At 60.6% G+C, this 20,261-nt stretch carries 18 protein-coding genes; 12 read left to right on the top strand and 6 right to left on the bottom strand.

Annotated elements, in window-relative coordinates:
* Positions 1-22: 22 nt before the first annotated feature.
* The 7 genes from ppc (at position 23) to PSH88_RS24915 (ending at position 7,398) form a co-directional block, all read left to right on the top strand.
* Positions 23-2,653, top strand: coding sequence for a phosphoenolpyruvate carboxylase (ppc, locus tag PSH88_RS24945; protein WP_305423245.1), 2,631 nt, complete (start codon positions 23-25; stop codon positions 2,651-2,653).
* Positions 2,654-2,955: 302 nt separating this feature from the next.
* Positions 2,956-3,603 carry an adenylate kinase gene (gene adk, locus PSH88_RS24940; protein WP_305423243.1) on the top strand — a complete coding sequence of 216 codons (648 nt, stop codon included), beginning with the start codon at positions 2,956-2,958 and terminating at the stop codon, positions 3,601-3,603.
* 93 nt (positions 3,604-3,696) lie between these two features.
* Positions 3,697-4,371, top strand: a complete 675-nt coding sequence (tsaB, locus tag PSH88_RS24935; RefSeq protein WP_305423241.1) for a tRNA (adenosine(37)-N6)-threonylcarbamoyltransferase complex dimerization subunit type 1 TsaB — start codon at positions 3,697-3,699, stop codon at positions 4,369-4,371.
* A gap of 308 nt (positions 4,372-4,679) precedes the next feature.
* Positions 4,680-4,985 carry a hypothetical protein gene (locus PSH88_RS24930; protein ID WP_123719873.1) on the top strand — a complete coding sequence of 102 codons (306 nt, stop codon included), beginning with the start codon at positions 4,680-4,682 and terminating at the stop codon, positions 4,983-4,985.
* Complete coding sequence (locus PSH88_RS24925) at positions 4,985-5,845, top strand: DUF72 domain-containing protein (protein WP_305423239.1); 861 nt, start codon at positions 4,985-4,987, stop codon at positions 5,843-5,845. Before PSH88_RS24930 ends, PSH88_RS24925 begins: the two co-directional genes overlap by 1 nt.
* A gap of 33 nt (positions 5,846-5,878) precedes the next feature.
* Positions 5,879-6,700: an isocitrate lyase/PEP mutase family protein gene (locus PSH88_RS24920; protein WP_305423238.1), complete on the top strand. Its 822-nt coding sequence runs from the start codon at positions 5,879-5,881 to the stop codon at positions 6,698-6,700.
* Between the two features lie 2 nt (positions 6,701-6,702).
* On the top strand, positions 6,703-7,398 hold the full coding sequence (locus PSH88_RS24915; protein ID WP_305423237.1) for an extensin-like domain-containing protein: 696 nt from the start codon (positions 6,703-6,705) through the stop codon (positions 7,396-7,398).
* Between the two features lie 3 nt (positions 7,399-7,401).
* On the opposite strand, the gene PSH88_RS24910 is transcribed toward PSH88_RS24915, so the two are convergent.
* Positions 7,402-8,022, bottom strand: a complete 621-nt coding sequence (locus PSH88_RS24910; RefSeq protein WP_305423236.1) for an energy transducer TonB — start codon at positions 8,020-8,022, stop codon at positions 7,402-7,404.
* A 93-nt stretch (positions 8,023-8,115) separates the two neighbouring features.
* Here PSH88_RS24910 and PSH88_RS24905 point away from each other — a divergent pair, with 93 nt between their 5' ends.
* Positions 8,116-8,898 carry a class I SAM-dependent methyltransferase gene (locus tag PSH88_RS24905; protein ID WP_370694670.1) on the top strand — a complete coding sequence of 261 codons (783 nt, stop codon included), beginning with the start codon at positions 8,116-8,118 and terminating at the stop codon, positions 8,896-8,898.
* A gap of 132 nt (positions 8,899-9,030) precedes the next feature.
* Here the strand turns inward: PSH88_RS24905 and PSH88_RS24900 are convergent, their stop codons facing one another.
* Positions 9,031-9,675, bottom strand: a complete 645-nt coding sequence (locus PSH88_RS24900) for a TetR/AcrR family transcriptional regulator (protein ID WP_305483398.1) — start codon at positions 9,673-9,675, stop codon at positions 9,031-9,033.
* Between the two features lie 93 nt (positions 9,676-9,768).
* On the opposite strand from PSH88_RS24900, the gene PSH88_RS24895 reads away from it, so the two are divergent.
* The 3 genes from PSH88_RS24895 to PSH88_RS24885 all read left to right on the top strand — a co-directional run bounded on the left by PSH88_RS24895 (position 9,769) and on the right by PSH88_RS24885 (position 15,572).
* Positions 9,769-10,869 (top strand): efflux RND transporter periplasmic adaptor subunit, encoded by a 1,101-nt coding sequence (locus PSH88_RS24895; protein ID WP_305423234.1) that lies wholly within the window; start codon positions 9,769-9,771, stop codon positions 10,867-10,869.
* Positions 10,870-10,875: 6 nt separating this feature from the next.
* Positions 10,876-13,947, top strand: coding sequence for an efflux RND transporter permease subunit (locus PSH88_RS24890; RefSeq protein ID WP_305423233.1), 3,072 nt, complete (start codon positions 10,876-10,878; stop codon positions 13,945-13,947).
* A 278-nt stretch (positions 13,948-14,225) separates the two neighbouring features.
* Positions 14,226-15,572, top strand: a complete 1,347-nt coding sequence (locus PSH88_RS24885; protein WP_305423232.1) for a Fic family protein — start codon at positions 14,226-14,228, stop codon at positions 15,570-15,572.
* 110 nt (positions 15,573-15,682) lie between these two features.
* On the opposite strand, the gene PSH88_RS24880 is transcribed toward PSH88_RS24885, so the two are convergent.
* From PSH88_RS24880 to plsB, 3 genes are read right to left on the bottom strand one after another with little or no spacing between them, the layout of a single operon-like run.
* A complete protein-coding gene (locus PSH88_RS24880) occupies positions 15,683-16,372 on the bottom strand; it encodes a DUF4197 domain-containing protein (protein ID WP_050682631.1) in 690 nt (229 codons plus the stop codon).
* A gap of 27 nt (positions 16,373-16,399) precedes the next feature.
* Entirely contained in the window at positions 16,400-16,798 is a 399-nt protein-coding gene (locus PSH88_RS24875) for a YbaY family lipoprotein (protein ID WP_305423229.1), read from the bottom strand.
* A 51-nt stretch (positions 16,799-16,849) separates the two neighbouring features.
* Positions 16,850-19,354, bottom strand: coding sequence for a glycerol-3-phosphate 1-O-acyltransferase PlsB (plsB, locus tag PSH88_RS24870; protein ID WP_305423227.1), 2,505 nt, complete (start codon positions 19,352-19,354; stop codon positions 16,850-16,852).
* A 166-nt stretch (positions 19,355-19,520) separates the two neighbouring features.
* Here plsB and PSH88_RS24865 point away from each other — a divergent pair, with 166 nt between their 5' ends.
* A complete protein-coding gene (locus PSH88_RS24865; protein ID WP_007964248.1) occupies positions 19,521-19,730 on the top strand; it encodes a cold-shock protein in 210 nt (69 codons plus the stop codon).
* Between the two features lie 136 nt (positions 19,731-19,866).
* Here PSH88_RS24865 and PSH88_RS24860 read toward each other — a convergent pair whose 3' ends face one another.
* The gene (locus tag PSH88_RS24860; protein ID WP_038979139.1) at positions 19,867-20,244 is read right to left on the bottom strand and encodes a hypothetical protein; all 378 of its coding nucleotides are present in this window, start codon (positions 20,242-20,244) and stop codon (positions 19,867-19,869) included.
* Positions 20,245-20,261: the final 17 nt, after the last annotated feature.

Genomic DNA, 20,261 nt, shown 5'->3' with positions numbered 1-20,261 from the left:
GATATTCGCTGGAGAACTGCTGATGACCGATATTGATGCACGCTTGCGCGAGGACGTTCACCTGTTGGGTGAACTGTTGGGCAACACCATTCGTGAACAGTACGGGGACGACTTTCTCGACAAGATCGAGCAAATCCGCAAAGGCGCCAAGGCCGACCGTCGCGGTTCGATGGACGCTGAACTCAGCGCCAGCCTCAACCAGTTGAGCGAAGACGAGTTACTGCCGGTGGCGCGGGCGTTCAACCAGTTCCTCAACCTGGCCAATATCGCCGAGCAATATCAGCTGATTCATCGCCGCGAAGAGTCGCAGCCCGCGCCGTTCGAGGCCCGGGTGTTGCCGGAACTGCTCGCTCGCCTGCTGACTGCGGGCCATGATGCCGAGTCCTTGGCGCGGCAATTGGGGCGGCTGGAAATCGAGCTGGTATTGACGGCGCACCCCACCGAAGTGGCGCGTCGCACGCTGATTCAGAAGTACGACGCGATCGCCGCGCAACTGGCCGCCCAGGACCATCGTGACCTGACCAGCGCCGAGCGCGAGCAGATCAAGACGAAGTTACAGCGCCTGATCGCCGAAGCCTGGCATACCGAAGAAATCCGCCGTACCCGTCCGACACCGGTGGACGAAGCCAAGTGGGGCTTCGCGGTGATCGAACATTCACTGTGGCAGGCGATTCCCAACTATTTGCGCAAGGCCGATCAGGCCTTGCATGCCGCCACCGGCCTGCACCTGCCACTGGAGGCCGCACCGATTCGCTTTGCCTCATGGATGGGCGGCGACCGCGACGGCAACCCCAACGTCACCGCCGCCGTGACCCGCGAAGTGTTGCTGCTGGCGCGCTGGATGGCCGCCGATTTGTACCTGCGCGATGTTGATCACCTCGCCGCCGAGTTGTCGATGCAGCAGGCCAGCGACGAGTTGAAAGCCAAGGCCGGCGACAGTGCCGAGCCTTACCGCGCAGTGCTCAAACAATTGCGTGAACGCCTGCGCGCAACCCGTAGTTGGGCCCACGCATCCCTGACGGCAACCACGCCAGCGTCGGCCGATGTGCTGCAAAACAATCGTGACCTGCTGGACCCGCTGGAGCTGTGCTACCACTCGCTGCATGAATGCGGCATGGGCGTCATCGCCGATGGCCCGTTGCTCGATTGCCTGCGCCGCGCGGTGACGTTCGGGCTGTTTCTGGTGCGCCTCGATGTGCGCCAGGACTCGTCCCGCCACACGGCGGCCATGACCGAAATCACCGATTACCTCGGCCTGGGCCGTTATGAGGACTGGAGCGAAGAGGAGCGCATCGCCTTCCTGATGCGTGAACTGAACAATCGACGGCCATTGCTGCCGGCGTACTTCAAGCCGTCTGCCGACACCGCCGAAGTGCTGGCGACGTGCCGGGAAATCGCCGCGGCACCGGGGGCTTCCCTCGGTTCGTATGTGATTTCCATGGCCGGCGCTGCTTCCGATGTGCTGGCCGTGCAATTGCTGCTCAAAGAGTCCGGCGTATTGCGGCCGATGCGCGTGGTGCCGCTGTTTGAAACCCTCGCCGACCTCGATAACGCCGGCCCGGTGATCGAAAAACTCTTGCTGCTGCCGGGCTATCGCTCGCGCCTGCAAGGGCCGCAGGAAGTGATGATCGGGTATTCCGACTCGGCCAAGGACGCTGGCACCACCGCAGCGGCCTGGGCGCAGTATCGGGCGCAGGAACGTTTGGTCGACATCTGTCGCGAGCAGCAAGTTGAGCTGCTGTTGTTCCACGGTCGCGGTGGCACCGTGGGCCGTGGCGGCGGTCCGGCGCACGCGGCGATTCTGTCGCAGCCGCCGGGGTCGGTGGCGGGGCGTTTCCGCACCACTGAGCAGGGGGAAATGATTCGTTTCAAATTCGGCCTACCGGACATCGCCGAGCAAAACCTCAATCTGTACCTGGCGGCGGTGCTGGAGGCGACCTTGCTCCCGCCGCCTCCGCCTGAGCCTGCCTGGCGCCATTTGATGGACGAATTGGCTGCCGATGGCGTCAAGGCTTACCGCGCCGTGGTGCGGGAAAATCCGCAGTTTGTCGAGTATTTCCGCCAGTCGACCCCGGAGCAGGAGTTGGGGCGTTTGCCTTTGGGCAGCCGCCCGGCCAAGCGCCGCGCTGGCGGGATTGAAAGCCTGCGCGCGATTCCATGGATCTTCGGCTGGACCCAGACGCGCCTGATGCTGCCGGCCTGGCTTGGCTGGGAAGCGGCATTGAGCAAGGCGCTGGAGCGCGGCGAGGGTGAGTTGCTGGGGCAGATGCGCGAGCAGTGGCCGTTCTTCCGTACCCGCATCGATATGCTGGAAATGGTGCTGGCCAAGGCCGACGCCGATATCGCCCAGTCTTACGATGAGCGCTTGGTCGAGCCGGATCTGCTTCCTTTGGGTGCGCATTTACGCGACCTATTGTCGCAGGCCTGTGCGGTGGTCCTGGGGTTGACCGGTCAGTCGCAGCTACTGGCACATAGCCCAGCCACCCTTGAATTCATCCGCCTGCGCAACACTTACCTCGACCCGCTGCATCTATTGCAGGCCGAACTGTTGGCCCGTTCGCGGCAACAGGATGTGGCCCAAGGCAGCCCGGTAGAACAGGCGTTACTGGTGTCTGTGGCGGGGATTGCCGCCGGTTTGCGAAATACCGGCTAAGGTTTTCATCGTGGGGGACAGGCACCCGGCGCGAGCGTCGAGTGCCTGCTGGCGAGCGGTCGAAAAGGTCTGTCACGCGACAGTTAATGATGGGGTTGCGACTTGGGTTACCCCTTCGCAAGGTCTCATCCGGCGCGGGTTTCTCCGACTTTCGGCGGCTTGTGTGGGCCGGGCCTGCTGTGTATCTTGATCAGCCTTTGACCGTTTGGGCGGTCACGACCCTATTTCTGAGATTGGCCCCTCGTGGCGAATCCATTGTTTTGTTTAAGTAATTCTAAATAAAAAATTGAGGAGCACATCTAATGCGCGTCATTCTGCTGGGAGCTCCCGGGGCCGGTAAAGGTACTCAGGCTAAGTTCATCACCGAGAAATTCGGCATTCCGCAAATCTCTACCGGCGACATGCTGCGTGCTGCTGTAAAAGCCGGTACCGAGCTGGGTGTCAAAGCCAAAGGCATCATGGATGCCGGTGGTCTGGTCTCCGACGATCTGATCATCGCTCTGGTCAAGGACCGTATCGCGCAGCCTGACTGTGCCAACGGTTTCCTGTTCGACGGTTTCCCGCGCACCATTCCGCAAGCCGAAGCGCTGGTAGAAGCGGGTGTGGAACTGGACAACGTGGTCGAAATCGCCGTCGATGACGAAGAAATCGTTCAGCGTATCGCCGGTCGTCGCGTTCACGAGGCCAGCGGCCGCGTGTACCACACCGTCTACAACCCGCCGAAAATCGCCGGCAAAGACGACATCACCGGTGAAGAGCTGGTGCAGCGCAAGGACGACACCGAAGAAACCGTGCGTCATCGCCTGTCGGTCTACCATTCCCAGACCAAACCACTGGTGGAGTTCTACCAGGGTCTGGCCTCTACTCAGGGTAAGCCGAAATACAGCCATATTCCGGGTGTTGGCTCGGTTGAAGTGATCACCGGCAAGGTGCTTGAAGCACTGAGCTGAAAAGTCTGATCGGCTTCATCTTCTACGGCCCGCTTGCGGGCCGTAGTTGTTTATACTGGCGCACTTTTTCTGACCTCTCTTACGGAAACATCGATGAGCACCTTGCTGGCCCTGGACACCGCGACTGAAGCTTGCTCCGTTGCCTTGCTGCATGACGGCAAAGTCACGAGTCATTACGAGGTGATCCCGCGCCTGCATGCGCAGAAGCTGCTGCCGATGATCCAGCAACTGCTGGCCGATGCCGGGACCACGCTGCAAGCGGTCGATGCCATTGCCTTCGGCCGTGGACCGGGCGCGTTCACCGGTGTGCGGATTGCCATCGGCGTGGTGCAAGGTCTGGCGTTTGCGCTGGATCGCCCGGTGTTGCCGGTCTCCAATCTCGCCGTACTCGCCCAGCGGGCCTATCGCGAACACGGCGTCAGCCAGGTCGCGGCGGCCATCGATGCGCGCATGGATGAGGTGTATTGGGGTTGCTACCGCGAAACGGCGGGGGAGATGCGGCTGGTGGGCAAGGAAGCGGTATTGCCACCGGAAGCCGCTGCGTTGCCGGCCGATGCCAGCGGCGAGTGGTTCGGCGCGGGCACCGGTTGGGGATATGCCGAGCGCATTGCCGTCAACCTGAGCGGGCAGGACGCGGGCATGCTGCCCCACGCCGAAGACCTGCTGACCCTGGCGCGGTTTGCCTGGGAACGCGGTGAAGCGATCGTGGCCGATGAGGCGCAGCCGGTGTATTTGCGCGATAAAGTCGCGACCCCGAAAACGCGGTAATTCCGGTTGTCCTTGTGGCAACAGGGCCCTCTGTGGCGAGGGGGCTTGCCCCCGTTGGGTCGCAAAGCGGCCCCAAAAACAACCACCACATTCCCGTGAAGCACCGCATCGGCTGACTTGCGACTGCTTCGCAGCCGAACGGGGGCGAGCCCCCTCGCCACAATAATGTGTCGGATTTAGCCAATCGTCAGTTTTCTACCCGCCGCTTTTAAACCTTTTCGCTTTTCTGTGTTCTAGTTATCACTCGGCAGTTTGCGAAGTGGGCTATGTGCCACTAAGCTGCCATCATTGATACCGAGCATGCACTTATGCGTATAGACGGCGTTTCCTCCCAGTCCTACCCCATCAAGCGCAAGCCCCGCAAAGGCCCTGTAGCGGATGACGACTACGTCGATATCGACGGCGAGCTGGAATTCCCTACCGAAGAGCAATTGGCCGCCCGCGCTGCCAAAGCCTCCGCGCAACGCCTGAGCAATCTCCCCGCGCGTCAACAAGACATGATTTATCACCGCGCCATGAGCAAAAGCGTGGCGATGGCACTGGCCAGTTACCTGAGCACCGCCACTTTTGTCGATTGGGATGCGGATGTACTGGGTCTCGACCTGTACATCTGATGTTGCTGCCTTACTACCTCGGCTGCCCGTCCTGGAGTGAAAATGCCTGGCGCGAGTACTTGTATCCGCAAGACGCCAGGCCCGCCGAGTTTCTCAATCTTTATTCCCAAGTGTTCAACGCCGTGGAAGGCAATACGACCTTCTACGCGAGCCCTTCTGCCGCCACCGTACAGCGCTGGGCAGAGACCATGCCCGAACACTTTCGCTTCACCGCCAAGTTCCCCGGCGACATCAGCCACAGCAGCGACCTGCGCGAGCAACTGACCGCTGCCGAAACCTTCCTGCAATTGCTCAGCCCTCTGGGTGAACGGGTTTCTCCCTTCTGGCTGCAATTGTCCAAAAGCTTCACCCCTCAACGCTTGTCCGAGCTGGCCGGTTTTATCGATGCGGTGGACCGGCCCTTGGCGGTCGAAGTGCGACACGATGAGTTTTTCGCCAAGGGCGATGCCGAGCGGATGCTCAATCGTTTGCTGCTGGACCGCGGTGTCGAGCGCATCTGTCTTGATCCGCGAGCGCTGTTCTGCTGCACCTCGACCGATCCTTCGGTGCTCCACGCCCAATCGAAAAAGCCCAGGGTGCCGCCTCGTCCTGCTGCGTTTACTCAATTCCCACAGGTGCGCTTCATCGGCCATCCTGTGCTTGAAGCCAACGATCCATTCCTGGTGCCATGGGTCGAGAAAATCGCTGTCTGGATCGAGGAGGGCCGCACGCCCTATATCTTCCTGCACACCGCCGATAACCTGCTGGCAGCGAAACTGGCACAACGTTTCCACGCACAACTGATGCTGCGTTTGCCTGGCTTGCCGCCGCTGCCTGAGCTATACAGAGAACCCGCCGCCGAGCAACTTGGCTTGCTCTGAAGCGGGTTTTTCCCCCTTTTCAGGAACCTGCCAATGGATGCGCAAACCCTTCGAGCCCAGGCGTTCAAAGCACTGCACGAACGCGAGGGCGCTTTTGTCATTCCCAACCCCTGGGACGCCGGCTCGGCGAAAATGCTCGCCAGCCTTGGCTTCGAGGCACTGGCGACCACCAGCGCCGGTTATGCCTTTTCCCAGGGCCGCCCCGACGGTGGGTTGACGCTCGACGATACCCTGGCGAACGTTCGGGCGATTGTCGCGGCTACTGATCTGCCGGTCGCGGTAGATCTCGAAAACGGTTTCGCTGACGACCCCGCGGAGTGCGCCCAAAGTATTCTGCGGGCCGCCGAGGCCGGTGCCGTAGGCGGTTCGATCGAAGATGCCACGGGGCGTGAGGACGGTCCGATCTACTGCTTCGAGCATGCCGTGGCGCGTATCGAAGCGGCCGTCGCGGCGGCCCGCAGTTTGCCTTTTCCCTTCGTGCTGACGGCGCGCGCCGAGAACTTTCTGCACGGCAATCCTGACCTCGACGACACCATTCGCCGCTTGCAGGCATTCGCCGAGGCGGGGGCCGACGTGCTTTATGCACCGGGTCTGCGCAGCGCTGAAGAGGTCTTGGCGGTGGTTCGCGCCGTGGCGCCGAAACCGGTCAATGTGTTGATGTCCGGCGGGCTCAAACTGACGGTCGAGCAGTTGAGTGAAATGGGCGTCAAACGCATCAGCGTCGGTTCGGCCCTGGCGTTGGCGGCGTATGGCGAGTTCTTCCGAGCAGCCGAGGAAATCCAGCAACACGGGACCTTCGGCTTCACCTCCCGCTCGATGCCGTTCCAGAAGGCCAATCAATTGTTCAAAGGCTGACGATGCGGTTTCGGTGGGGGCTGTTGCTGGTGCTGTTGATCATCGGCGCTGCCGGGTTGAGCATCTGGCGGGGCTGGGTTTCCATTCCCCCGCAATGGAACCCATGGGCGCCGCTGGACGTAAAGGCTGAACCGAACCTGCTGACCCGCTACAAACTGATGCGTCTGCGCGATAATCCGCAGTTATGCGACCAGGTGCTGAGCAGCTCAGGTTTGCGGGTGGCCCGTCAGGCCGACAGCCCGGACGCGACTTGCCCGTTGACCAACACCTTGCGTGTGCAAGGTGGCGAGGTGGCGCTGAGCAGCGGTTTCCTCGCCAGTTGCCGTCTGGCAGTGGCGTTCGCCCTGTTCGAGCGCCACGCCCTGCAACCGGCGGCTCAGGCTGTCTACGGGCAGGCGGTGAAACGGGTCGACCATCTCGGCAGCTTTGCCTGTCGCAACGTCTACAACCGCGAAAACGGCAGACGCAGCCAGCATGCCACGGCTGATGCACTGGATATCAGCGGATTCCGGCTGGCGGACGGCCGATTCATCAGCGTGCTCAAGGATTGGCCGAAGGATAACCAGGGCGCGCGATTTCTCCATCAGGTCCGCGACGGTGCGTGCGACATGTTCAGTGTGGTATTGAGCCCGGACTACAACGCCGCCCATCGCAATCACTTTCATGTGGATGTCGGGCCGTGGTGGCGATGTCGCTGAGGGTTAGGCGGCGATGCGCAGGTTCTGCAGAACGATCGGGCGTGCCCAGCCGTTATCGAAATCGAATTGTTTCTGCTGCTCCACCAGCTCTTCGGGCGAGAACGGCGGGAATGGCTTGTCCAGCAGGTCGAGTTCGAACTCGGCGATCGGCAAGTGCAGCGGACGTGGTTGCGGTGCGGTGCCAGGCTCTGGCAGCGGTTGACCGGCGGTGAGCACGATCGGGCGTACCCAGCCGCTGTCGAAGTCCTGTTGTTTCTGTTGCGCGACGATTTCTTCTGGCGGGAACGGCGGGAACGGTTTGTCGGCCAGGTCCATTTCGAACTCGGCAATCGGCAGGAACAGGGGCTCGGGTGGACGGACTGGTGTTTCCATCACATCACATTCGCGCTGGGAAATGATGTGGGCCAGCAGCTCGCTGCCGACGGTCGGTTCGACCGGGCTGTCGAGATCGACCGGCGGAAAGTTGAGAGACGCCGGCACGACATCGCCCGACTGATCGGCCAGGGCCTGGGCAAAAAAATCCTGCCACAGGTGACTGACGCCGCTCAGTGCTTGGGAATTTCGCAGGCCAAAATCGCCGTGGGGCGAGATGTAACCTATCGATGTGCGTTGAATGTCTGACATTTCTCTCGGTCGACGCTCAGCTCTGGCAAAATGCTCGATAGTTGGGTTATCGGCCGTTTTTGCCGATCATTAATTTTTTGAGCGTGTTTTCCCATGATTGAGCAACCTGCGGCCTGCCGCATCCATGTCGAGGCCTTGGGCGCGACTTTCCAGCCACAGGCCGAGCAATGGGCCGAGCGCCTGGGGTTGCCGTTGCAGGTGGGTGATGGCGAGTTCGCCTTGCAGGTGGGCGAGCAAGGGTTGCAGCTGCAACAGCTGGGACCGGACGCACCGGGGCCGGTGCGGGTGGACTTTGTCGAGGGCGGTGCAGCCCATCGTCGGTTGTATGGCGGCGGCAGTGGTCAGATGATCGCCAAGGCGGTCGGCATCGCCCAAGGCGTGCGCCCACGCGTGCTGGACGCCACGGCGGGGCTGGGCAAGGACGCGTTCGTGCTGGCCAGCCTGGGCTGCGAGATGAGCCTGATCGAGCGCCAGCCGTTGATCGGTGCCTTGCTTGAAGATGGCCTGGCGCGCGGCGCGGAAGATTTCGACGTGGCGCCGATCGTGGCGCGGATGCGTTTGCTCAAGGGCAATTCGATCGAGGTGATGCGCAACTGGGAAGGCGAGCCGCCGCAGGTGATCTACCTCGACCCGATGTTTCCCCATCGTGAGAAAACCGCGTTGGTGAAGAAGGAAATGCGCCTGTTCCGGCCGCTGGTAGGCGATGACCCGGATGCGCCGGCATTGCTCGAAGCGGCGTTAGCCCTGGCCAGCCACCGGGTGGTGGTCAAACGCCCGCGCAAGGCGCCGTGCATCGAGGGGCCGAAGCCGAGTCATGCGCTGGACGGCAAATCCAGCCGGTATGACATTTATCCGAAGAAGGCGCTCAAGCCTTGAGACCGCGTCGCTCCCATCGCGGGCAAGCCTCGCTCCCACAGGTTTTGTGTTAGGCACAATATCCGAGAACACCTCGGAACCTGTGGGAGCGGGCTTGCCCGCGATAGCGTCGGCCCAAACACCACAAATCGATCAGACCGACTCCGGCCGATAAGCCCGCATAAACAACCCCACCACTTCCCGCACATGGGCTTCAGCCGCATCCCCGGTCACCGGCTCGCCGCAGCCATACAGCAACCGGAAATTCCCCGCGCCCTTGAGCAGGCAAAAGAAATGCTCTGCCGCATTGCGCGGTTTATCGATGCTCAACGCGCCGCTCTGATGGACCTTGATCAACAACCGTTCCATGCCGTGCAACATGCGCTCTGGTCCGGCTTCGAAGAAGATCAGCGAGAGTTTCGGATCCTGGCTGCCCAGCGTCGCCATCAACCGATGCAGGTTCACCGATTCGTCGCTGTTGATAAGCTGATGAAAACCGCGCGCGATGTTCAGCAGCACGGTTTCCACGGCAATGCCGTCCGGCAATTCAAAAAACAGCGTTGGCAGTTGCTCTTCACACTTGGCCATCACCGCGGCGGCAAACAGCGTCTCTTTGTCATTGAAATGGCTGTAGACCGTCAGCTTCGACACACCGGCCTCAGCTGCCACGGCATCCATGCTGGTGTTGGCGTATCCCTTACTCAGAAACAGAATTTTCGCCGCATCGAGGATTGCCTGGCGCTTGGCCAGATCCTTGGGGCGACCCGGACCACTGGGTGTTGAAAGATTGTTAGACATTCTTCGCTTTAATACTGGACTGGTGAGTTTGCTATTAATAACATACTGGTCAGTATAATTATTCCAAGCACCATTAGCGAAAGGTCCTTCACCATGTTCCGCTTTGCCTTGCCCCTCGCATTGCCGGTCAGCCTGGCTCTTTTATTGTCTGCGTGTGGCCATGAAGAGGCGCCTCAAGTCACCATCCGCCCGGCCATGGTCGTACAGCCAGAGCCCTCGGCTCAGGCCATGGAAAGTTATCCCGGTGAAGTCCGCGCGCGCTATGAGCCAGATCTGGCCTTCCGTATTGGCGGCAAAGTCAGCCGACGACTGGTCGAAGAAGGGCAGCGGGTCAAGGCTGACCAACCCTTGGCAGAACTCGATCCTCAGGACGTGCGCCTGCAACTGGAAGCCACCCGCGCCCAGGTCGCGGCCGCCGAAGCCAACCTGAGCCTGGTGCGCGCCGAGCGTGATCGCTACAAGACGCTGATGGAGCGGCAGATGGTCAGCCGTTCGCAGTACGACAACGCGGAAAACCTCTACCGTTCCGGTGAGGCACGCCTCAAGCAAATCAAAGCCGAATTCAACGTCTCGACCAATCAGGCCAGTTACGCGGTGCTGCGTGCGCCGCAGGATGGCGTAGTGGCCAAACGTGCGGTTGAGGTCGGTCAAGTGGTCGCGGCCGGGCAAACCGTGTTTACCCTCGCCACCGATGGCGAGCGCGAAGTGTTGATCAGCCTGCCGGAGCAGAGCTTCGGTCGCTTCAAGGTCGGTCAACCGGTCTCGGTGGAACTCTGGACCCAACCCGATCAACGTTTCCCCGGACGCATCCGTGAACTGTCGCCTGCGGCCGATCCGAAATCCCGCACCTTCGCCGCCCGCATTGCATTTACCGCCGGCAAGGTTCCCGCCGAACTCGGCCAGAGCGCCCGGGTGTTCATCCAGAGCGGCGAAGTGGTGTCGTTGTCGGTGCCATTGTCGGCCCTCACCGCAGAAAACGGTGCCACTTACGTGTGGGTGGTTGGCGCCAACAACACCTTGAAGAAAGCCCCGGTGCGGGTCGGTGCATTCGGCGAGAAAACCGTGCCGGTGCTTGAAGGCCTGAACGCCAGCGACTGGGTGGTGGCGGCCGGTGTTCATGTGCTTCACGACGGGCAGCAAGTACGCCCGGTGGATCGCTCCAACCGCGTGGTCAATCTGGCGCACAAGGAGTAATCCCCGATGGGTTTCAATCTTTCCGAATGGGCGCTGCGTAACCGCCAGATCGTACTGTTCCTGATGCTCTTGCTGGCCGTCGTCGGCGCGTTGTCCTACACCAAGCTCGGCCAAAGCGAAGACCCGCCGTTCACCTTCAAGGCCATGGTGATTCGTACCAACTGGCCGGGCGCCACGGCTGAGGAAGTATCGCGGCAGGTTACCGAGCGTATTGAAAAGAAACTGATGGAAACCGGCGAGTATGAACGGATCGCTTCGTTCTCCCGCCCGGGTGAGTCCCAAGTGACATTCATGGCCCGGGACTCCATGCACTCGGTGGAAATTCCGGACCTCTGGTATCAGGTCCGCAAGAAGATCAGCGACATTCGCCACACCCTGCCGCCGGGCATCCAGGGGCCCTTCTTCAACGATGAATTCGGTACCACCTTCGGCAATATCTACGCCCTGACTGGCGAAGGATTTGATTACGCGGTGCTCAAGGACTACGCCGATCGCATCCAGATTCAGCTGCAGCGGGTCAAGGATGTGGGCAAGGTCGACCTGCTCGGGTTGCAGGACGAGAAGATCTGGATCGAACTCTCCAACGTCAAACTGGCCACCCTCGGGTTGCCGTTGGCGGTGGTGCAGCAGGCGCTTGAAGAGCAGAACGCGATGTCCACCGCAGGGTTCTTCGAAACCACCAGTGAGCGTTTGCAGCTACGGGTTTCGGGGAATTTTCAGACAGTCGACGAGATCAAGAACTTCCCGATCCGCGTCGGTGATCGCACGTTCCGCATCGGTGATGTGGCGAACGTTCGTCGTGGCTTCAACGATCCACCGGCGCCGCGCATGCGCTTCATGGCTGAAGACGCCATCGGCCTGGCCGTGGCCATGAAGGATGGCGGCGACATTCTGATTCTGGGCAAAGCGCTGGAAGTCGAATTCGCCCGGATCCAGAAAAACCTCCCGGCCGGCATGCAGTTGCGCAAGGTGTCCGATCAACCCGCCGCGGTGAAAACCGGTGTCGGCGAGTTTGTTCAGGTGCTGGTAGAGGCGCTGGCGATTGTGTTGCTGGTGAGCTTCTTCTCCCTCGGTGTGCGCACCGGCATGGTCGTAGCCCTGGCGATTCCGCTGGTGTTGGCGATGACCTTCGCCTGTATGTATTACCTCGGCATCGGGCTGCACAAGATTTCCCTCGGCGCACTGGTGCTGGCGCTGGGGTTGCTGGTGGACGACGCGATCATCGCCGTGGAAATGATGGCGATCAAAATGGAGCAGGGCTTCGACCGGGTCAAGGCCGCCAGCTATGCCTGGACCAGCACCGCGTTCCCGATGCTCACCGGTACGTTGATCACCGCTGCCGGTTTCCTGCCGATTGCCACCGCGCAATCGGGCACCGGTGAATACACCCGCTCGATCTTCCAGGTGGTAACCATTGCACTGGTGGCGTCGTGGATTGCCGCCGTGGTGTTTGTGCCTTATCTGGGGGAAAAACTCCTGCCAGACCTGGCGAAAATTCACGCCGCCAAACACGGCACCGGCGACGGCCAACCCGACCCTTATGGCACGCCGTTCTATCAGCGTGTCAGACGGCTGGTGGAGTGGTGCGTGCGTCGGCGCAAAACGGTGATCGTCCTGACCATCGTGATGTTCATCGCGTCAGTGGTGCTGTTCCGTTTCGTGCCGCAGCAGTTCTTCCCGGCTTCGGGGCGGCTGGAGTTGATGGTCGATCTGAAACTGGCCGAAGGGGCCTCTTTGAGCAACACCGCCGAGGAGGTCAAACGCCTCGAAGGCCTGCTCAAGGATCGCGCCGGGATCGACAACTACGTGGCTTACGTCGGCACAGGTTCGCCGCGGTTCTATCTGCCGCTGGATCAGCAACTTCCAGCAGCGAGCTTCGCCCAGTTTGTCGTCTTGGCCAAAACCATCGAGGATCGCGAAACCCTGCGCACCTGGCTGATTGAAACCCTCAACGAACAATTCCCTGCCTTGCGCTCGCGGGTCACTCGGCTGGAGAACGGCCCGCCGGTTGGCTATCCGGTGCAGTTCCGGGTCACCGGTGAGCACATCGAGGAAGTCCGCGCATTGGCCCGTAAAGTCGCGGCCAAGGTTCGCGAGAACCCACACGTGGCCAACGTGCATCTGGACTGGGAAGAGCCGAGCAAAGTCGTTTACCTGAACGTCGATCAGGACCGCGCACGAGCACTGGGCGTGAGCACGGCGAACCTCTCGACTTTCCTGCGAGGCTCGCTGACCGGTGCCAGTGTCAGCCAGTACCGCGAAGACAACGAGTTGATCGAGATCCTGCTGCGCGGCACCGTGCATGAGCGCACCGAATTGGCGTTGCTGCCAAGCCTGGCCGTGCCGACCGACAATGGGCGCAGCGTGGCGCTGTCGCAGATTGCCACGCTGGAATACGGCTTTGAAGAAGGCATCATCTGGCACCGTAACCGCCTGCCCAACGTGACGGTTCGCGCCGATATCTACGGCAAGGAGCAACCGGCGACGCTGGTGCAGCAAATCATGCCGACCCTCGATCCAATTCGTGCCGAACTGCCAGACGGCTATCTGCTGGACGTCGGCGGTACGGTAGAAGACTCGGCTCGCGGGCAGAACTCGGTGAAGGCCGGTGTGCCGCTGTTTATCGTGGTAGTGCTGACGTTGCTGATGCTGCAACTGCGCAGTTTCTCACGCACCGTCATGGTGTTTCTGACGGCGCCGTTGGGGCTGATCGGTGTGACGCTGTTTCTGATGGTGTTCCGCCAGCCGTTCGGTTTTGTGGCGATGCTCGGGACCATCGCCTTGTCCGGGATGATCATGCGTAACTCGGTGATTCTGGTGGATCAGATCGAGCAGGATATCGCTGCCGGGCTTAAGCCTTGGCAGGCGATTATCGAGGCGACGGTGCGGCGGTTCCGACCGATTGTGCTGACGGCGCTGGCGGCGGTGCTGGCGATGATTCCGTTGTCACGCAGTGTGTTTTTTGGGCCGATGGCGGTGGCGATCATGGGCGGGCTGATTGTGGCGACGGCGTTGACGTTGCTGTTTTTGCCGGCGTTGTATGCGGCTTGGTTCAGGGTCAAGAAAGAGGTTGTGTGATCCTTTGATCTTGGCGGCCTTCGGGCCGACCATGCTGTTGGTTGGTGGAGAGGGGCGGGTGTACGCCGCTCCACTGTGGGAGCGGGCTTGCTCGCGAAGGCGGCCTGACAGCCGACCAATTTCCCTCAGACATACGCCGACCCATTTACAAGGAGCGAGGCTTGCCCGCGAAGGCAGTCCCGGCTCCTACACATATTTCAGATCCGTCTGATATTGAGTCAACCCAGGTGCGCTGTTGTACTCAAGACTCAATTTCGTGAGTTTTTGAGACACCGATAATGAAAAAGCCGCCCATGCTGAAGGGCCGATCCGACCCGGTGTTCGATCTGTTGGGGCAATCGCCCCACAAGGAACGCCTCTCGGACTATCTCGCACTGCTCAAGCCTCTGGACGATCAGGGGCGTTACCTTCCATTCGATGAGTTGCGCTACCGCTGGGCGCCGGGGCTGGATCCGAATCTGTGCTGGGCCTTGGTCAAGAAAGCCCGGACCGCGCAGTATTCCAGCCTTTTGCCATTGGGCGAGCCCATTCAATGGGGCCAATTTGTGCTGACCCCGTTGGCCCAGAAAGCTGTTTCGGCCGTTGATCGACAAGCGACGACGGCAGCGCTGGAATACATGACCGGACAGATCGGCGAGCGCGCGCATTTCAGCTATCTGCTCAACGATCTGATCGAAGATGAAGCCATCAGCAGCAGCCAGCTCGAAGGTGCGGCGACCACAACCCGAGTGGCCAAGGACATGCTCAAACGCAAACGCCTGCCGCGCACACCGGATGAGCGGATGGTCAATGGTAACTACAAAATGATGAACTTCGCCTGGGAAAAGCGTTACGAGCCCTTGAGCGTCGAGCTGATCGCGGCGATGCATCGTGTCGGCGTCGAAGGTATCGATGACCCGCAATATTCACCGGGTGCCTTCAGGATCAACGATGACGTGGTAGTGCAGGATGGCGAAGGTAATATCGTGCATACGCCGCCACCCGTAGCGGGGCTCGCGTCGCGATTGCAGGTGCTGTCGAAGTGGATCAACCAGTCTCACGACGATCCCGGTCAAGTGGATTACCTTCATCCATTGATCAAAGGTATCGCGCTGCATTTTGCCCTGGGCTATGAGCATCCTTTTCGCGACGGCAACGGTCGGGTCGCGCGGGCTCTGTTTTACTGGTTCATGTTCAAGAATGACTTCTCGGCCTTTCGCTACATCGCGATCAGCTTGTTGCTGCGCAATGCGCCGGTGAAATACGGGCGCTCGTATCTGAATACCGAGGCCGATGATCTGGATCTGACCTATTTCATCGACTTCCAGTGTTCAGTCATCTCCAGGGCAGTCAGCGCTTTTACCGAGGCTTATCGAAAAAGCCTGGCCTATACCGAAAGCTTTGATCGTTGGCTGCTGGAGTCGGGTTTTTTCGATCAGCTCACCGAGAAACAGCGAGCCGTATACCAAGTGGCCAAGAGTGGAATGGCCAAGGAGTTCACGGCGGTCAATGTGAAGGAGAATCTGAACTGCTCTTACAACACCGCGTCGGCCACCCTGAACGGGTTGGTCGAGTTGATGGTGTTCGAGAAAAGGAGGATGGGGCGCGAGTGGGTGTTCTTCCTGCGGGCAGCGTCGGCGACCTGATCCTTTGTGGGAGCGGGCTTGCTCGCTCAAGCGGCGGTCCATCCAACACTGATGTGACTGTCTGATCGCTTTCGCGAGCAAGCCCGCTCCCACAGGGTTCCATGTCAGGTTTAGAGCGTACCAAACACCTTCTTCGCCAAACTGGTCGCCGCCGCCGCGGGGTTCTGGCGAATGGTTTCTTCCTGCTTGCCAATCATCTCGAACAAACCGTTCAACGCCTGCTCGGTCACGTAGCTTTCGATGTTGGCATTTTTCGCATCCAGCGCGCCCAGGGTCGCGGCTTGTCCGGCGAAGGCGTTGTACTGCTGGGCCAAACCGACCTGGTCGGTGGCTTGTTTGACGATCGGCAGGAACTTGGTGCGGATCTGCTCGCGGCTGGTTTTGCTCAGGTACTGAGTGGCCGAGTCCTTGCCGCCGCTGAGGATGCCCTTGGCATCTTCCACGGTCATCTTCTTCACCGCATCCACCAGAATCGGCTGGGCTTGCGTCACGGCCGTTTCAGCCGCTTTGTTCATACTGGTTTCCAGTTGATCGACTTGATCACCCATGCCGAACTGTTTCATTTTCTTGGCGACTTTACCCAGCTTGCCCGGCAGTTCGATCTTCACATCCGGGTTGTTGCTGAAGCCGCCGGGTGTGCCGAGTTGTTTAACGGCCAGTTGCGCGCCTTGGGTCAGGGCGTCCTTGAGACCGCCGGTGGCGTCTTGTTGCGACAGGTCACTGAGAGACCCTGCCAGGGCGTTGGCGCAGATCATCAAGCCTGCGCACAGGCCGGCGAAGCGAAGGGTAGGGCGGAGCATGGCGGCTTCCTTGTTCATAAAAGAGAGTTAGCGGGCTGCGTCGACGCGGATTTTCAGTGGCTGCGGATCTTTGCCGTCCAGTTTCACCGCGTGATTTTCAGTGGTGATGAACATCAGCTCGCCATTGACTTCGATGCGGGCGCTGACCGAATAGCGATGGCCGGGTTTGACCTGCGCCGGATCGTAGCTCAAATGGAACGGCAACGGCACCTGGCCTTTGACCGGGCCTTTCTGCTCGGCGAGTACTACCGCCGGTGCGTCGGCCAGGGACACATCTTGCAAGCTGACGCTTAAGGTTGCGCTCGGTGGCAGGGCGATGCGTTGCAGGTAGAACACTTCGCCGTCGAGGTCGGCGTTGGCGGTCGGTTGGGTCGACTGACAGGCACCGAGCAGGGTAGTCAGCAGGACGAGTGAGAGTTTTTTCATCGAAGATCTCCATATCGAAGGCGCCAGAAGAAGCCTGGCGCTTGTAGGAATTTAGACGGTCTGCGCTGGAGTCGCGACTTGGTCTGCCGCGTCTTCACTGCGATGCAGCGCCACCTGACGGATCGACAAACGAATCTCCGCCGGCAATACCCGTTTGGCCGCGCCTTCGGCCAGTTCGCCTAACAGTTCGTGATAGCTCAGCTTGCCGGCTTCATCGCGGCGCAGCACGTCGAGGTCCAGCATCGTCTGGATGAAGTGACGGAACAGGCTCTTGTCGAAGAACTCAGGGGCGTTCAGGCCGTGGAGGATCGACAGGCGCTGGGCCATGACGGTGCACAGGTCTTCGAGCTCTTCGGCGCTGATGCTGTTCTGGCCGCTGTTGAGCAGCAGGGAAACGGTCATGTAGAAGCGCTGCAAGGTCTGGGCGATGCTTTTTGACAGCAGCGTCAGCAACACGAAATGCCGCGAGCTCGGTGCCGGACGCAGGTACACGTCTTTCTCGAAACGCAGCAGGCCTTGCTCGACGAAGGCTTCGAGCCATTGATCGATTACGCCGTCAAGTTCGTCCAGCGACCAGCGAATGAACAGCTCCGATTGCAGGTACGGATACAGTGCGCGGGTGTAGCGCAGGATCTGCTCGCGGCTCATGCGCGAGGTGCTCTGGAAGAAACTCGCCAGTAACGACGGCAACGCGAAGATGTGCAGCACGTTATTGCGGTAGTAGGTCATCAGGACGGCGTTTTGTTCGTCCAGGTACAGAATCTTGCCCAGCGCATCGCTTTGCTCGGACAGCAGGTCCATGTCCTTCACGTGCTCGATCAACGCGCGACCGTCACCGTCCGGCAGGGTGGTGTGTGGCGAGTAGGGAACCTTGCGCAGCAGCGCCAGATATAAATCCAGCACCCGCGCCATGGCGCGGTCGTCCAGCGCCAGGCGGCTGGTGGACAGCAACGCCAGGGCTACCAGATTCACTGGGTTGATCGCCGCCGCTTCGTTTAGATGCTGCGCGACTTTCTCGCCGAGGCGGTTGGTGGTTTCGTTGAGCCAGGCCGGTTTGAATTGCGGGCCGTGTGCCTGTTGGCGCCAGTCTGGCTGTTCGCTGTCGAGGAATTCCGCCAGTTTGATCGGTTCACCGAAGTTGACCGCGACCTGACCGAAACGCTGTTTGAGCGCGCCGATGACTTTGAAAATGTCGAAGATCGATTCTTTCTTCTTGCTCGCACCACGCAATTCGCCGAGGTAAGTGCGGCCTTCCAGCACGCGCTCGTAACCGATGTACACCGGCACGAACACGATCGGCATGCGCGACGAACGCAGGAAGCTGCGCAGGGTGATCGCGAGCATCCCGGTTTTCGGTTGCAGCATGCGCCCGGTGCGCGAACGGCCGCCCTCGACGAAGTACTCGACCGGGAAGCCTTTGGTGAACAGGGTGTGCAGGTACTCGTTGAACACCGAGGTGTAAAGGGGGTTGCCCTTGAAGGTGCGGCGCATGAAGAACGCGCCGCCACGCCGTAGCAGGCTACCGATCACCGGCATGTTGAGGTTGATCCCGGCGGCAATGTGCGGCGGAGTCAGGCCGTTGCGGAACAGCAGATACGAGAGCAACAAGTAGTCGATGTGGCTGCGGTGGCACGGCACGTAGATCACTTCGTGACCCTGGGCGACTTTCTGCACACCTTCGATGTGGTTGACCTTGATCCCGTCGTAGATTTTGTTCCAGAACCAGCTCAGCACCACTTCCAGAAAGCGGATCGCGGTGTAGGTGTAGTCCGAGGCGATCTCATTGCCGTAACGCAGGGCCTGGGCCTTGGCTTTTTCCGGAGAAATATTCTCGCGCTCGGCTTCGTCGAGGATCGCCTGTTTGACCGAGGGCTGATTGAGCAGGCCTTTGACCAGGTTGCGGCGGTGGGAAATGTCCGGGCCGATCACCGCGGCTTTCAGGTTGCGAAAGTGCACCCGCAGAATCCGCTGGGCCATGCGCACAGTGCGCTCGTGGCCTTTGTTGTGATCGATCAGCTCTCGCAGATGAATCGGCGCCGAGAACTGCACCCGGGTCTTGCGCCCGAGCACAATGATGCTCAGCAGCCGCCGCAAACGCCCGGTAACGGCCCAGCTGTCGGCGAACAGCAGTTTCCACGGGCTCGATTCGCTGTCCGGCGACTGGCCCCAGAACACGCTGACCGGAATGATCTGCGCGTCTTCGGCGGCGTTCTGGCTCAGGGCGCTGACCAGACGGGTCAGGGTCGGTGGTGCGCCACGTTTGTCCTGACGGCCGAGCCAGTCGGGCTCCGGCGTCAGGTAAAAGAACGCGGCGGGCTCCACCAACGCACCCACCGACACCGGCAACACCGGGCGCGGCAGGCCGGCCTTGCTGCATTCGGTATCGACCACGGCGAGGTCGGTCAGTGAAGGATTTTGCAGGACGTAGAACACCGGCCGGCTGCGGTCGAGGTTAAGGGTGAACGACGACTGGTTGATCGTCTCCGAGCGAACCCAGAGGTACAGCAGTCGGCGCAGGGTGCCAAACACAAGACGGCGGAACGGGGAGCGGGTCATACGGCTTCTGCGTGAGTGGATAAAACCGAGCAAATGCTCGGGCGGCCGATAGTGTGCCGTATTCGCCGAAAATCGGCAAAAAAGCGGCTAAGTAAACTTGAGTTGAGAGTTTGCGCGGCTGTCATATACTCGGCCGTTCAAAATAAAAACAAGGGGGTAACTAGATATGGCTACGCGCGAAACCGGCAATGTGAAGTGGTTCAACGACGCCAAGGGCTATGGCTTCATTCAGCGCGAGGACGGGGTGGACGTGTTCGTGCACTACCGCGCGATCCGCGGCGAAGGGCATCGCTCGCTGACTGAAGGTCAGCAGGTTGAGTATGCGGTGGTGACCGGGGAGAAGGGCTTGCAGGCTGAGGATGTGGTGGGTCTGTAAACACAACCCTTCAAAATCACACAATACCCTGTGGGAGCGTGGCTTGCCCGCGATGACGGCGGCACATCCAACAATGATGTGACTGACAAACCGCAATCGCGGGCAAGCCCGCTCCCACAGGTCCGTTGTACGGCTTTTACGCGGTTTTCCAGGTGATCTCTTCTTCACCATCAACGCTGATCCGCATCCAGCGATCGGCCGTCTCTTCACCTTCTTCCTCGACCCAGCTGCCCGGCGCGCAACGCACTTCGACGTTCAGCGCGGCAAAGGCTGCGCGGGCGCAGGCGATGTCGTCTTCCCATGGGGTCTGGTCGCTTTCCAGGTAAAGGCTGTTCCATTTGCCGACAGCTTTTGGCAGCCAGGTAACTGGCACGTTGCCGGCCTTGCACTTGTAGGTCTGGCCTTTCTGGACCCAATCGGTGCACGGGCCTAAAGCCGCGCCGAGCCAGGCCGCGATGGCCTTGTAGTCGACGTCGGCGTCTTTGAGGTAAATCTCGATATCGGGTTGGCGCATGGATGTCCTCACTGCGG

Origin of the sequence: Pseudomonas wuhanensis, assembly GCF_030687395.1 — a bacterium.
GTDB classification, from domain to species: Bacteria; Pseudomonadota; Gammaproteobacteria; order Pseudomonadales; family Pseudomonadaceae; genus Aquipseudomonas; species Aquipseudomonas wuhanensis.
Note: the sequence above shows the minus strand (reverse complement) of the source record. Positions and strands in the feature narration are given on the sequence as shown.

Bases quoted from the DNA above. Each gene is read 5' to 3' on its own strand.
- PSH88_RS24890 (WP_305423233.1), top strand. From the start codon at position 10,876: ATGGGTTTCAATCTTTCCGAATGGGCGCTGCGTAACCGCCAGATCGTA.
- PSH88_RS24905 (WP_370694670.1), top strand. From the start codon at position 8,116: ATGATTGAGCAACCTGCGGCCTGCCGCATCCATGTCGAGGCCTTGGGC.
- PSH88_RS24875 (WP_305423229.1), bottom strand. From the start codon at position 16,798: ATGAAAAAACTCTCACTCGTCCTGCTGACTACCCTGCTCGGTGCCTGT.
- tsaB (WP_305423241.1), top strand. From the start codon at position 3,697: ATGAGCACCTTGCTGGCCCTGGACACCGCGACTGAAGCTTGCTCCGTT.
- PSH88_RS24895 (WP_305423234.1), top strand. From the start codon at position 9,769: ATGTTCCGCTTTGCCTTGCCCCTCGCATTGCCGGTCAGCCTGGCTCTT.
- PSH88_RS24920 (WP_305423238.1), top strand. From the start codon at position 5,879: ATGGATGCGCAAACCCTTCGAGCCCAGGCGTTCAAAGCACTGCACGAA.
- PSH88_RS24860 (WP_038979139.1), bottom strand. From the start codon at position 20,244: ATGCGCCAACCCGATATCGAGATTTACCTCAAAGACGCCGACGTCGAC.
- PSH88_RS24880 (WP_050682631.1), bottom strand. From the start codon at position 16,372: ATGCTCCGCCCTACCCTTCGCTTCGCCGGCCTGTGCGCAGGCTTGATG.
- plsB (WP_305423227.1), bottom strand. From the start codon at position 19,354: ATGACCCGCTCCCCGTTCCGCCGTCTTGTGTTTGGCACCCTGCGCCGA.
- PSH88_RS24900 (WP_305483398.1), bottom strand. From the start codon at position 9,675: ATGTCTAACAATCTTTCAACACCCAGTGGTCCGGGTCGCCCCAAGGAT.
- PSH88_RS24930 (WP_123719873.1), top strand. From the start codon at position 4,680: ATGCGTATAGACGGCGTTTCCTCCCAGTCCTACCCCATCAAGCGCAAG.
- adk (WP_305423243.1), top strand. From the start codon at position 2,956: ATGCGCGTCATTCTGCTGGGAGCTCCCGGGGCCGGTAAAGGTACTCAG.
- PSH88_RS24915 (WP_305423237.1), top strand. From the start codon at position 6,703: ATGCGGTTTCGGTGGGGGCTGTTGCTGGTGCTGTTGATCATCGGCGCT.
- ppc (WP_305423245.1), top strand. From the start codon at position 23: ATGACCGATATTGATGCACGCTTGCGCGAGGACGTTCACCTGTTGGGT.
- PSH88_RS24885 (WP_305423232.1), top strand. From the start codon at position 14,226: ATGAAAAAGCCGCCCATGCTGAAGGGCCGATCCGACCCGGTGTTCGAT.
- PSH88_RS24865 (WP_007964248.1), top strand. From the start codon at position 19,521: ATGGCTACGCGCGAAACCGGCAATGTGAAGTGGTTCAACGACGCCAAG.
- PSH88_RS24925 (WP_305423239.1), top strand. From the start codon at position 4,985: ATGTTGCTGCCTTACTACCTCGGCTGCCCGTCCTGGAGTGAAAATGCC.
- PSH88_RS24910 (WP_305423236.1), bottom strand. From the start codon at position 8,022: ATGTCAGACATTCAACGCACATCGATAGGTTACATCTCGCCCCACGGC.